The sequence below is a fragment of the Adlercreutzia muris genome (assembly GCF_041223505.1).
GTDB lineage: Bacteria > Actinomycetota > Coriobacteriia > Coriobacteriales > Eggerthellaceae > Adlercreutzia > Adlercreutzia muris.
Map to the genome: position 1 here is coordinate 100881 of NZ_JBCLQK010000006.1, position 11886 is coordinate 112766.

Annotated in this window: 9 protein-coding genes and 2 tRNA genes; 8 read left to right on the forward strand and 3 right to left on the reverse strand. The window is 64.6% G+C overall.

Annotation, left to right across the window (positions count from 1 at the left end; all coding sequences use genetic code 11):
- Positions 1-69 precede the first annotated feature (69 nt).
- The gene (locus tag AAK988_RS07055) at positions 70-456 is read right to left on the reverse strand and encodes a YxeA family protein (RefSeq protein ID WP_160325335.1); all 387 of its coding nucleotides are present in this window, start codon (positions 454-456) and stop codon (positions 70-72) included.
- A gap of 449 nt (positions 457-905) precedes the next feature.
- Here AAK988_RS07055 and AAK988_RS07060 point away from each other — a divergent pair, with 449 nt between their 5' ends.
- From AAK988_RS07060 to cimA, 3 genes are all read left to right on the forward strand, one after another.
- Entirely contained in the window at positions 906-1421 is a 516-nt protein-coding gene (locus AAK988_RS07060; protein WP_369872551.1) for a GNAT family N-acetyltransferase, read from the forward strand.
- A gap of 119 nt (positions 1422-1540) precedes the next feature.
- Positions 1541-1906 carry a hypothetical protein gene (locus AAK988_RS07065; RefSeq protein ID WP_369872550.1) on the forward strand — a complete coding sequence of 122 codons (366 nt, stop codon included), beginning with the start codon at positions 1541-1543 and terminating at the stop codon, positions 1904-1906.
- A 171-nt stretch (positions 1907-2077) separates the two neighbouring features.
- A complete protein-coding gene (gene cimA / locus AAK988_RS07070; RefSeq protein WP_369872549.1) occupies positions 2078-3673 on the forward strand; it encodes a citramalate synthase in 1596 nt (531 codons plus the stop codon).
- Between the two features lie 140 nt (positions 3674-3813).
- On the opposite strand, the gene AAK988_RS07075 is transcribed toward cimA, so the two are convergent.
- Both AAK988_RS07075 and AAK988_RS07080 read right to left on the reverse strand, forming a co-directional pair.
- A complete protein-coding gene (locus tag AAK988_RS07075; protein WP_369872548.1) occupies positions 3814-4938 on the reverse strand; it encodes a DUF3810 domain-containing protein in 1125 nt (374 codons plus the stop codon).
- A gap of 240 nt (positions 4939-5178) precedes the next feature.
- Positions 5179-5255: transfer RNA gene (locus AAK988_RS07080), tRNA-Pro, on the reverse strand.
- A gap of 350 nt (positions 5256-5605) precedes the next feature.
- Between AAK988_RS07080 and arcA the strand changes: the two genes are divergently transcribed.
- From arcA to AAK988_RS07105, 5 genes are all read left to right on the forward strand, one after another.
- Positions 5606-6829: an arginine deiminase gene (gene arcA, locus AAK988_RS07085; RefSeq protein ID WP_160325331.1), complete on the forward strand. Its 1224-nt coding sequence runs from the start codon at positions 5606-5608 to the stop codon at positions 6827-6829.
- A 165-nt stretch (positions 6830-6994) separates the two neighbouring features.
- Positions 6995-7990, forward strand: a complete 996-nt coding sequence (gene argF / locus AAK988_RS07090; protein WP_151429850.1) for an ornithine carbamoyltransferase — start codon at positions 6995-6997, stop codon at positions 7988-7990.
- Positions 7991-8117: 127 nt separating this feature from the next.
- Positions 8118-9722 (forward strand): YfcC family protein, encoded by a 1605-nt coding sequence (locus tag AAK988_RS07095; protein ID WP_369872547.1) that lies wholly within the window; start codon positions 8118-8120, stop codon positions 9720-9722.
- A 196-nt stretch (positions 9723-9918) separates the two neighbouring features.
- Positions 9919-11646 (forward strand): arginine--tRNA ligase, encoded by a 1728-nt coding sequence (gene argS / locus AAK988_RS07100; protein WP_151429852.1) that lies wholly within the window; start codon positions 9919-9921, stop codon positions 11644-11646.
- Positions 11647-11691: 45 nt separating this feature from the next.
- Positions 11692-11766 (forward strand) — tRNA-Ile (locus AAK988_RS07105).
- The last annotated feature ends 120 nt before the right edge of the window (positions 11767-11886 follow it).

Consider the following 11886-nt stretch of genomic DNA (forward strand, 5'->3'; position numbering starts at 1 on the left):
AGTGGGCCTCCATTCCGCCGTTGCGGCGATGCTCCGCTTTTGCGCGGGTGCCAAGACCCGGTGCCGCTGTTACGGGCGGTCGGGGTCGTTCAGGTGCGCCTGCGCCTCTTGCGGAAGCTCATCGAAGGAGACTTCCTCCCACCCGACCACGCCACGAATGGGCTCTACCTCCAGCTTCAGATACGCCCCCTCTCTCAGTTGGCGCTCGGTACCGAACGAGACCTCCCGCCCGTTGCCCTGCTCATCGTAGGCCGGCAGGCGGTAGAGAAGGCTCATACCCCCGGTAGGGTCGATGACCCCGCCCCGCGATTCCAGCTCTTCGGTTCGCGCGTTGTCCACTTGCGTGTAGTACGCGGCGTTCATGTTGCCGGAGAGCACCCACCATCCGGCGATTACCGCGGCTACCGCCACCGCTGCTATGGAAAAGCCCACTGCTACTGCTACCTTTGTGCGCATGTTGGAATCTCCTTCCCGTGGATCGGATGCGATTTCCCAAGGCGCCTTCGATGCTATGCCTATGGCCCGCGAGTCGCCATCGAAGTGCCTTACGGGCGGCTTGCATTTTTGTAAGCGCAGCGCAAGGGCAAAGCTGTCCCTTTGGAGCTCTTCCAGGAGGGGGGCGGCTTGCGGTGCGCGCCGGCCCCGGGAATTCTTTGGAGGTAGCCGCCGCGCGGCAGCGGCATGGCGTAGCCGGAACGGCAGTCGTCAAGCTCCCGAAGAGCCGCGAGGATCCCCATGCTCGACGGACGGCTCCGCTATGCCCTGGATCGCGGACACCTTGTGCGTTTCCGTCGTCACCGTGCGATCCCTTTGCAAGAACTTGTATCGTAAGGCGGGTATTAGCAAGAAGCTTAAGCACGTGCATCTGGTGCAGCAGCTACGCGCTCGAGAGCAGGGAGGCTTCCATGGAGATCGTCGTCGCGACGCCCGGGCACATTGACGCTATGACCGCTATCACCGATGCCGCGGTGACCGACATGGCCGCTCGCGGGCTCGACCAGTGGCAGTGCGGGTACCCGTGCCGCGCCACCTGGGATGCTGATGTGGCCGAAGGTGCGGCTTACGTTGCCCTGGACGAGGGCCGGGTGGTGGGTGTGTTCCGCTACGGCACCGAGCCCGAGGCGGCCTACGACACCCTCGAGGGCTCCTGGCTCGCGAGCGGCCCCTACGCCACCGTGCACCGCTGCGCCGTGGATCCGGTCTGTCGCGGCCGGGGCGTCATGGGCGCGCTCTTCACTTTCGCCTGCGAAAGGGCCGCCGCCGACGGCATGGCCTCGGTGCGTGTGGACACCCATGCCGACAACGCCCCTATGCGCCGCGCCACCGAGAAGGCCGGCTTCACCTACTGCGGCCCCATCGTGCTCACGGAAGGCGTCGAGGCCGGCGCCCCGCGCATCGCCTTCGAGAAAGTACTGGGGTAAAGGCGTCTCCGATAGCGGCCGGCAGGTCGGCGACATCGTGCGTCGAGCGCCCGGGCGCTTGGCGGGTCGTGCTATGATGGCGGCTGATGCAACCGAGGGTTTGAAGGAGGTGAGGCGATATGTCCAAGAAGCGAAAGCGCACGGGGCGCTGTGCGGCCGAGCGGGCGCGCCGGGCGGTGACGCGGCAGGCCCGGGCCGCGGGGCGCGATGGCGTTCTGTGGCGCCAGACGGCCGAGGAGGCCACGCTGGCGGCGAAGCCGCGCTACAACGGCTACGCCTGCGGCCACGGCGCCCACGGCGACGCCAAGTACAGTCGCGCGAAGGCCAAGCGGGCCTGGCGCGCGCAGATCGGATGCGAAGGAGCCTCTCGGGGCTCCTTCCTCTTTTTGGCGTATTGTGGCAAGTTTGGGGCAGTTCCCAACATGAAGGCCGCGCGAGTGCGGACTACTTCATACACTGAGAGAGAAATACCAGTTCAAAACTGATGACATTTTCAAAGGGGATGGTTGGATGCTCCGCTGCCGCCCTTCGACTGATGGGAAGCGCTTCAAACTTGTCACTGGCGGCGGCTCAGATTGCAAGGAACGGAAAAGATCGGCTTCGCGAACGCTATAATGATCGCAGAAAGTGATGAGGCGGAGCGGGAACGAGGTCTTATGGAAGCGACGCGCATTTACACCTACGACTCGACCCTGCGCGACGGGGAGCAGTGCGAGGGCATCACGCTCTCGCTCGCCGACAAGCTCGCCATCGTGCGGCGCCTCGACGAGTTCGGCATCGACTACATCGAGGGCGGCTTTCCGGCGTCGAACCCCAAGGACGTGGCGTTCTTTCGCGAGGTGGCCGCCATGGAGCTGCGTCACGCCCAGATCGCGGCGTTCGGCTCCACGTGCAAGAAGGGCGTGGCCGCCGACGACGACGCGGGCCTGGCCGATCTTCTGGCGTGCGGCGCGCCGGTGGTCACCATTGTGGGCAAGACCTGGGATGCCCAGGTGGAGCGCGCTTTGCAGACCACCCTTGAGGAGAACCTGCGCATGATTGCCGACTCGGTGGCCTATCTGAAGGCGGCCGGGCGGCGCGTGGTGTTCGATGCCGAGCACTACTTCGACGGCTACAAGGCCAACGCCGACTACGCGCTGGCCTGCGTGGGGGCCGCCGTGGAAGCGGGGGCTGACTCGGTGGACCTCTGCGAGACCAACGGCGGCGCGCTGCCCTTCGAGGTGGAGGCCGTCGTAGCCGCCACGGCGGGCGCCTTCCCGAACGCCGCCTTCGGCATCCACTGCCATAACGACTCGGGGTGCGCGGTGGCCAACACGCTGGCGGCCGTGCGCGCCGGCGCCACGAGCGTGCAGGGCACGGTGAACGGCATCGGGGAGCGGGTGGGCAACACCGATCTGCTCACGGCCATTGCCGACCTGGAGCTGAAGATGGGCGCCACCTGCGTGGGAAAGCACAGCCTCGCGCAGCTCACGGGCGTGGCGCAGTACGTGGCGGAGCTCTGCAACGTGTCGAAGCCGGCCCACCACCCCTACACCGGCACGAGCGCCTTCGCCCACAAGGGCGGCCTGCACGCGAGCGCCATCGCGCGCTTTCCCGAGGCCTACGAGCACGTGAGCCCGGCGGCCGTGGGCAACGCGAGCCGCACGGTGGTGAGCGAGCTGGCGGGCAAGGCATCGCTGCTGTCGAAGGCGGCCGCCCTCGGGTTCAACCTGGAGGAGGCCGGTGTGAGCACCCAGGACGTGCTCGACGACATCAAGGACCGGGAGGCGGCGGGCTTCACCTACGAGGTGGCCGACGGCTCGCTGGGGCTTCTGCTCATGCGCCATCTGGGGCTGTATGCGCCCGCGTTCACGCTGGAGAGTTTCCGCGTCATCGTGGACGATCGCGAGGACACCGGCGCGCTTGCCAAAGACGCGCTGTCCGAGGCCACGGTGAAGATCCACGTGGGGGACGCGCGCTTCGTGGCCACCGGCGAGAGCACCGGACCGGTGGGCGCCCTTGACGCCGCCCTGCGCCTCGCCATCGTGGAGTCGTATCCGCAGGTGGCGGCCATGGAGCTCATCGACTACAAGGTGCGCCTGCTCGACGAGAGCCAGGGCACCGACGCCATCACCCGCGTGACCATCACCGCTACCGACGGGGTGGATACCTGGGGCACGGTGGGCGTGTCCGAGAACGTCATCGAGGCCTCGTGGAACGCCCTCGTAGATTCCCTCGAGTACGGTCTCTTCCTCGCTCGCGCCCGCGCCTAGAGCAGCCTGCAGCGGGAAAAGCCGCATGTTTCTCTTGCGGACATCCTGAAAAGTTGCATGACCCGTACTCTGCATTGCTCTTTTCGGTTGGTGCTCACGTGCACCGGCTCTTGCGATAGTTTGTTCTGACGGCTATTCGGCTAGGCGGCCGGGGCCGTGTTCTGCTCCTGCCTCGCCTCGGCCAGAAGCAGGTCCACCATGCGACCGTAGCTCTTGGTGCCGTCTTCCTGCTTGTTGGCCTTGAGGTAGGCGTTGTTGGCGGCGTTCGAGGCCTCGGCCACGGGGCCCTCGAACTGTTTCAGGTACTCGGCCCGGGCGGTGCGGTCGGCGCGCACGGCATCGGACAGGCCATCGTTTACGGCCACGGCCGCCTCGCGGTCGGCGCGGATGAGGGCCGACAGCGCATAGTCGTAGGCAAGCGTATAGCCGCTGTAGCGCGTGAGCGGATCGTCGGATTGCTTGCAGGAGAGGTAGCCGATGAAGTTCGCCTCGTCCTCCCGCATGAATCCGCACTGGTGCGCCAGCTCGTGGCCCATGGTAGCGGGAATAGTGAAGAACGGGCCGTCCACGTTGATGTTCGATTCCACGGTGAGGGGGAAGTACATCCCGGCGATGTCGGCATAGCTCATGAGCTCGGAGAACAGCACGGGCTTGGGAGGGGAGTAGAGCGGACGGGAAAGCGCCGGGTAGGTCTCGGCCAGAGATCGCATGTCTTCCACGGCCTCGCGGGCGTAGGCCTCGAAGCCGCCGCGGGCCGCGGCGTAGTCGTCGGGACTGTCTTCGATGGCCGCCCGGGCGTCGTTCATCTCGTCGGCCAGGTGCTCGCAGAGGGCCGCAAGCTCGGTCGTGCTCGACGGGGCCAGGTCGAATCCGGCGTCCTCGGCGAAGGTGAGCCGGTGGTAGTTGAGGCCGCACATGAGCGCGAAGAGGCAGTAACCCACGGACACCACCGCCAACATCGTGGCCGCCGCCCGCCACAGCACGAACCGCCGCCCTCCCGCGTCCCGCACCAGGGCAACGGTGTAGAAGACGAGCCATCCGATGCAGAACGCGAGAAACGCCACCACGACCCACTGCGCCACCGACCAGGGCGCAAGCGAGGGCAGAAAGCCCCAGGCCGAGGATAGCCATGGGTACACGCCCCGCGAGAACCACATCTCGGTGAGCCCCGGATTCGCCGATGCCGCCCACGTCAGCAGCAGCGCCGCGATGCCGGGCGCCAGCAGCCACAGCCTTTTCAGCCGGTATGTCTCCGTTTTCCTCATAGCTGCATTATGCCGAAATTAGGCAAGCAGAACCAAAGAAGATAAATAGAGTAAACATTTTGTAGAACAGGTTCGCCCAAGGAAGTCAGCGAGGATCCCACAGGTGCCTGGAATTGTGCTGAACCGCGGCCGAGCAGCCTTCGGCCCGTGAAGGAAAACGGTGAAGTGCAAGGCCAGGTGCATGTCGGAACCGCAGCATCGGCCTCGTTCGTCGTTGCGTCAGCGACGACGAAGCAAAAATGGTCGGGATGACAGGATTCGAACCTGCGACATCCTGCTCCCAAAGCAGGCGCGCTACCAGACTGCGCCACATCCCGACGCTCGTAAGCCGAAGCGAGTGGTTTCGCTTGCGGTGCCGATGATTATAGCATTGCCGAAGGTCTGCGCGGAGAGGTTTCTTCGGGCGGCCTTACTTCGCAGACGAGCCACTGGGCAGGAATACGGACCTTTCGCCTCAACATTAGTTGACAGTCTGGTGTCAGCTTGCTTGCGCTCTGGCAAACAAACGGCGGTTGGGAGGGGCCGAACCGCAAAATGTGGGAAGGTAGAGCCTGTCACAACACAACCGACCTACCGAGACGGCCCGGGAATGCGTTTCTGGGGCGCGCGGGATCTTGTGTGGCTGGCACGTTTTCTATCGGTCCGTTTCCAAGATAGGAGAGCTTCTATGCAAGGAGTAAACGTCAAGAGCGAGATCGGCAACCTCAAGAAGGTCATCTTGCACCGTCCCGGCGACGAGCTGCTCAACCTCACTCCGAACACCCTGGAGGAGCTGCTGTTCGACGACATCCCGTTTTTGCCTGTGGCCCAGGAAGAGCACGACGCGTTCGCGAAGATCTTGCGGGAAGAGGGTGTGGAGGTCGTCTACCTCGAGGACCTCATGGCCGAGGTGCTCGATGCGAAACCCGAGCTGCGCCGTCAGTTCCTTGATCAGTGGATCTACGAGGCCGGCATCCGCACCGAGATGTACCACGACATTATCACCGATTACATTGAGAGCAACTACGCCGACACCAAGGCCATGGTCATGAAGACCATGGCGGGCATCAATCTCCAGGAGCTGCCGCAGCGCGATACGCACCTGTTGGTCGACATGGTGTCCGATCGCTGCAAGCTCGTGTGCGCCCCCATGCCGAACCTGTACTTCACCCGCGATCCGTTCGCGATGATCGGCAACGGCGTGTCCATCAACCGCATGTACAGCCAGACCCGCAACCGCGAGACCATCTACGGCGACTACATCTTCAAGAACCATCCCGACTTCGTGGGCACCCCCGAGTACTACAGCCGCAACGACACCTTCCACATCGAGGGCGGCGACATCCTGAACATCAACGAGCACGTGCTGGCCATCGGCATCTCCCAGCGCACCGAGCCCGACGCCATCGACCACATCGCCCACAACATCTTCAACGATGAGACGAGCCCCATCGACACCATCCTGGCCTTCAACATCCCGGTGTCCCGCGCCTTCATGCACCTGGACACCGTGTTCACCCAGATCGATCGCGACAAGTTCACCATCCACCCCGGCATCATGGGACCTTTGACCGTCTTCGAGATCACCCCCGACGGCAACGGCGGCACCAAGATCCGCGAGCGCAACGAGGATCTGGAAAGCGTGCTGTCGGAGTACGTGGGCCAGAAGGTCACGCTCATCCCCTGCGGCGGCGGCGACCGCATCGCCGCGGAGCGCGAGCAGTGGAACGACGGAAGCAACACGCTGTGCGTCCGCCCCGGCACCGTGGTCGTGTACCAGCGCAACAACGTCACCAACGACGTGCTGTACAAGAACGGCATCAACTGCCTGGTCATGCCGTCCGCGGAGCTCTCCCGCGGCCGCGGCGGCCCGCGCTGCATGTCCATGCCGGCCTGGCGCGAGGCCCTGTAGGCCCCACGCGCACCGGCGTCCCGCGCCGACGCCCCGGCGACGGCGCACTTTGCGCGGCATGATCGCCGCGCCCCATTGAATCGTTAGTCGGGCGGCTGCCCTAAGCGGCCGCCCACTCCCGGCGGCACCGCTTGCGCGGCATCCGCCCTCTTGAAAGGAAACACTATGCCTGTGAATCTTTCCGGCCAGTCCTATCTGCGCCTCCTGGACTTCTCCACCGATCAGATCGAGTACCTGTTGAAGCTCTCCAAGAACTTCAAGGACCTCAAGCGCACCGGCACCCCGCACCGCTACCTGGAGGGCAAGAACATCGTTCTCCTGTTCCAGAAGACCTCCACGCGCACCCGCTGCGCCTTCGAGGTGGGCGCCATGGACCTCGGCATGGGCGTGACCTACCTGGATCCCGGCTCCTCCCAGATGGGCAAGAAGGAGTCCATCGAGGACACCGCCCGCGTGCTCGGCCGCTTCTACGACGGCATCGAGTTCCGCGGCTTCGCCCAGTCCGACGTGGAAGAACTCGCCGCCAAGGCCGGCGTGCCGGTGTGGAACGGGCTTACCGACATGTGGCATCCCACCCAGATGCTCGCCGACGCGCTGACTGTGCAGGAGAACTTCAACTACGACATCAAGGGCCTGAAGTTCGTGTTCTTCGGCGACTTGAAGAACAACATGGGCCGCTCGCTCATGGTGATGTGCGCCAAGCTGGGCATGAACTTCGTTGGCTGCGGCCCGAAGGACTGCTGGATGGACGATGAGCTCATCAAGACCTGCGAGGCCATCGCCGCCGAGAACGGCTGCACCGTGAAGTGCACCGAGGACGTGAAGGAGGCGGCCACCGACGCCGATGTCATCTACACCGACGTGTGGGTGTCCATGGGCGAGCCCGACGAGGTGTGGGCCCAGCGCATCGAGCAGCTCCAGCCCTACCGCGTGACCACCCAAATTATGGATATGGCCAAGCCGACCGCCATCTTCCTGCACTGCCTGCCGGCCTTCCACGACACCAACACCACCACCGGCGAGGACATCGCCAAGCGCTTCGGCGTCACCGAGATGGAAGTGGAGGATGCGGTGTTCGAGTCGAAGCAGTCCAAGGTCTTCGACGAGGCCGAGAACCGCATGCACACCATCAAGGCCGTCATGTACGCCACCCTGCAGTAACCCTGTAGCTTTGCTGTAGCTCTACTGTAGCTGGCACATATTCGATACCTCGGGGCCGTGCGGAATCGGGAGGGATAACCGCGCGGCCCCTGGGCTTTCTACCCATTTAGATTAAGGAGGGATAACCATGGCAACGGCTGAGAAAGGCAAGAAGAAGAGGGCACCGCTGTCCTCGTTCACGATCCTGCTCATTATCTTGGTGGTGCTGGCTGTTATCACCGTCATCATGGCCGCCAGCGGCGTGGAGGGCGTCCAGGGGGCGACTCTGTCCCAGGTGCTCACCGCGCCCGTGTTCGGCTTCCAGGACGCCATCGGCGTGTGCCTGTTCGTCATGATCCTCGGCGGCTTTTTGGGCATCATTACCGAGACCGGGGCGCTCGACGCCGGCATCGCGGCGCTGGTGCACAAGCTCAAGGGCAACGAGCTCGTGCTCATTCCCATTCTGATGTTCATCTTCTCCATCGGCGGCACCACCTACGGCATGTGCGAGGAGACGGTGCCCTTCTACCTGCTCTTGGCCGCCACCATGGTGGCTGCGGGCTTCGACTCGCTCACCGGCGCGGCCGTGGTGCTCCTCGGCGCCGGCTGCGGCGTGCTCGGCTCCACGGTGAACCCGTTCGCCGTGGGCGTGGCCGTCGACGCGCTCTCCGGCATCGGCATCGCCGTGAACCAGGGCATCATCATTGTGCTCGGCCTCATCCTCTGGCTCGTGACCCTGGCCATCTCCATCGTCTTCGTCATGCGCTACGCCAAGAAGGTGAAGGAGGACAAGGGCTCCACGTTCCTGTCGCTGCAGGAGCAGCAGGCCATGATGGACGAGTGGGGCATGAAGGAGTCCGATGAAGAGGCCGCAGACGGCGACGCCCTTGCGACCCCGAAGATGACCGGCCGCCAGAAGGCTTCTCTCGTGGTGTTCGCGCTGACCTTCGTCATCATGATCGTGTCCTTCATCCCCTGGGCCGACCTCGGTGTCACCATCTTCGACGCCGGCGCCACCACCGAGGAGATCACCACCACGATGACCGGCGACGAGATCACCGCCTTCATCGACGACGCCAACGACGGCGCCACGGTGACCACGCTCTCTGAGCCTGTTGAGGCTACCTCCGTCTCCGAGGAAGAGGTCACCCCGGCCTGGTCGAGCTTCCTCACGGGCGTGCCCCTGGGCAGCTGGTACTTCGACGAGGCCTCCACTTGGTTCCTCTTGATGGCGCTCATCATCGGCGTCATCGGCGGCGTGTCCGAGAGCCGCTTCGTGAAGGCCTTCATCAACGGCGCCGCCGACATGATGTCGGTCGTGCTCATCATCGCGCTGGCCCGTTCCATCACCGTGCTCATGGCCAAGACGGGCCTGGACATGTGGATTCTGAACAATGCCGCCGCGGCGCTCACGGGCATGTCGGCGGTGGTGTTCGCGCCCCTGTCGTTCCTGCTTTACATCGTGCTGTCCTTCCTCATCCCGTCGTCGTCGGGCATGGCCACGGTGTCCATCCCCATTCTCGGCGGCCTGGCCCACCAGCTGAACTTCTCGGTTGAGGCCATGGTCATGATCTACTCCGCCGGTAACGGCCTCGTGAACCTGTTCACGCCCACCTCCGGCGCCATCATGGGCGGCCTGGCTCTCGCGAAGGTGGAGTACTCCACCTGGCTGAAGTTCGGCGCGAAGCTGTTCATCGTCTTGGGCGTGGTCTGCATGGCTATCCTGACCGTGGCCATGGTGGTCTTGTCCTAGGGCTCGCCAACCAACATTTTGTGCGGACGCGCAGTTTTGACGGCGCTTCCGCTCGCAGAAGCACCCGGGCATCGCGCTCGGGTGCTTCTGTGTTTTCCTGCGCTTTCGTGGTATTATGGCAGCTTATAGACGCGGGCAGGTACGGCACAGCCTGTCAGCGAGAAGAAGGCTGACTCACAGAAGAGGAAGAAGATCAATGGAAATTCGCGAATCTCTCGAAGCGATCATCGACGCCGCCATCGAGGCGGCCCGTGCCGACGGCTCCCTGGAGCTGACGGAAGCCCCCGAAGCCGCCTTGGAGCGACCCCGCGACGAGGCCAACGGCGACTGGGCGAGCACCGTCGCTTTGCGCTGCGCCAAGCTCGCTCGCAAGAACCCCCGCGAGGTGGCGCAGGTCATCGCGGACCACATTCCCGCCAACGATATGATTGCCGCCGTTGAGATCGCGGGCCCCGGCTTCATCAATATCCGCCTGTCCGACGCCGTGCTCCAGAGCGTCGTGCGCGAGGTGCGCGATAAGGCCGAGAACTTCGGCCGCGGAATCGTCCCCGAGGGCGAGCGTTACGTGAACTTGGAATACGTGTCGGCCAACCCCACGGGCCCCTTCCACGTGGGCCACGGCCGTTGGGCCTCGCTCGGCGACGCCATGGCGCGCGTCATGCGCCACGGCGGCTACGACGTGTACGAGGAGTACTACATTAACGACCACGGCAACCAGATGGACGTGTTCGGCAACTCCGTGAGCGTGCGCTACCAGCAGCTGCTCGGCCGCGATGTGGAGATGCCCGAGGCTTGCTACGGCGGCGCCTATGTGAAGGATATCGCCCAGGAGATCATCGACCGCGACGGCGACAAGTGGCTCGCCGTGTCCGATGAGGAGCGCCTGGAGGCCTTCCGCGAGATGGCCTACGAGCAGACCCTGGCCAACCAGAAGGCCGTTCTGGCTGGCTTCGGCACCACCTTCGACAAATGGTTCTCCGAGCGCTCCCTGTACGTGGAGGACGAGAACGGCCAAAGCCCCGTGTCCCGCTCGCTGGACGCCATGCGCGAGAAAGGCTACCTCTACGAGAAGGACGGCGCCCTGTGGTTCCGCTCCACCGATTTGGGCGACGACAAGGACCGCGTGCTCATCAAGGGCGACGGCGAGGCCACCTACTTCATGAGCGACGTGGCCTACCACTACGACAAGATGATGCGCGGCTTCGACCACCTCATCGATTTGTGGGGCGCCGATCACCACGGCTATATCAAGCGCTGCGAGTGCATGCTGGAGGCCTGGGGCTGGCCCGGGGCGCTGGAGGTGCAGCTCGGCCAGCTGGTGAACTTGTTCCGCGACGGCAAGGCCGTGCGCATGTCAAAGCGTACCGGCGAGATGGTCACCTTCGAGGAGCTCATCGACGAGGTGGGCGTGGACGCCACCCGCTACCTCATGCTGTCCCGCTCGGCCGACCAGCCCATCGACTTCGATATCGAGGTGGCCAAGAAGAAGGACGCCTCCAACCCGGTGTACTACGTGCAGTACGCCCACGCCCGCATCTGCTCCATCCTGCGCAAGGCGGCCGATGAGGCCGACGTGGCAGCCGTGGAGGCCGGACAGCTGACCATGGCCGAGCTGGCCGCGAAGGTGGCCCCCGAGGGCTGCGACCTCTCGTCGCTCACCCATCCCTCCGAGCTGGCCCTCATGCGCAAGATGGCCGACTTCGGCAACCTCATCGCCCTGGCGGCCCGCGATCGCGCTCCCTTCCGCCTGACCCATTACGCCCAGGATCTGGCGGCCCTGTTCCACCAGTTCTACACCAACTGCCATGTGCTCACTGAGGACGCGGCCGTGCAGACCGCGCGCTTGGCCCTGTGCGACGCCACCCGCATCGTGTTGGCCCTCACGCTCACGCTGCTGGGCGTTTCCGCTCCCCAGAAGATGTAGGTTTGGCGAGCGCGGGAGAGTTGCGTTAGAATAGCCAACGCATTCGGGGCTGTAGCTCAATGGTGGAGCAGGGGACTCATAATCCCTTGGTTCTCGGTTCGAGTCCGGGCGGCCCTACCAGCCTATGAGAAGGCCCCCGTCAGCAATGGCGGGGGCCTTTTTGGTGCTCGGGGGTGGGGAGGGGGGCGACGGTGCCGGTTGCCAGGCGCAGCCGGCGGCGGCCGAGTGGCGGTGGCGCGG

Excerpts from the sequence above, each read along its gene's own strand:
- AAK988_RS07055 (WP_160325335.1), bottom strand. The coding sequence starts at position 456 with ATGCGCACAAAGGTAGCAGTAGCAGTGGGCTTTTCCATAGCAGCGGTG.
- AAK988_RS07095 (WP_369872547.1), top strand. The coding sequence starts at position 8,118 with ATGGCAACGGCTGAGAAAGGCAAGAAGAAGAGGGCACCGCTGTCCTCG.
- argS (WP_151429852.1), top strand. The coding sequence starts at position 9,919 with ATGGAAATTCGCGAATCTCTCGAAGCGATCATCGACGCCGCCATCGAG.
- cimA (WP_369872549.1), top strand. The coding sequence starts at position 2,078 with ATGGAAGCGACGCGCATTTACACCTACGACTCGACCCTGCGCGACGGG.
- arcA (WP_160325331.1), top strand. The coding sequence starts at position 5,606 with ATGCAAGGAGTAAACGTCAAGAGCGAGATCGGCAACCTCAAGAAGGTC.
- AAK988_RS07065 (WP_369872550.1), top strand. The coding sequence starts at position 1,541 with ATGTCCAAGAAGCGAAAGCGCACGGGGCGCTGTGCGGCCGAGCGGGCG.
- AAK988_RS07075 (WP_369872548.1), bottom strand. The coding sequence starts at position 4,938 with ATGAGGAAAACGGAGACATACCGGCTGAAAAGGCTGTGGCTGCTGGCG.
- AAK988_RS07060 (WP_369872551.1), top strand. The coding sequence starts at position 906 with ATGGAGATCGTCGTCGCGACGCCCGGGCACATTGACGCTATGACCGCT.
- argF (WP_151429850.1), top strand. The coding sequence starts at position 6,995 with ATGCCTGTGAATCTTTCCGGCCAGTCCTATCTGCGCCTCCTGGACTTC.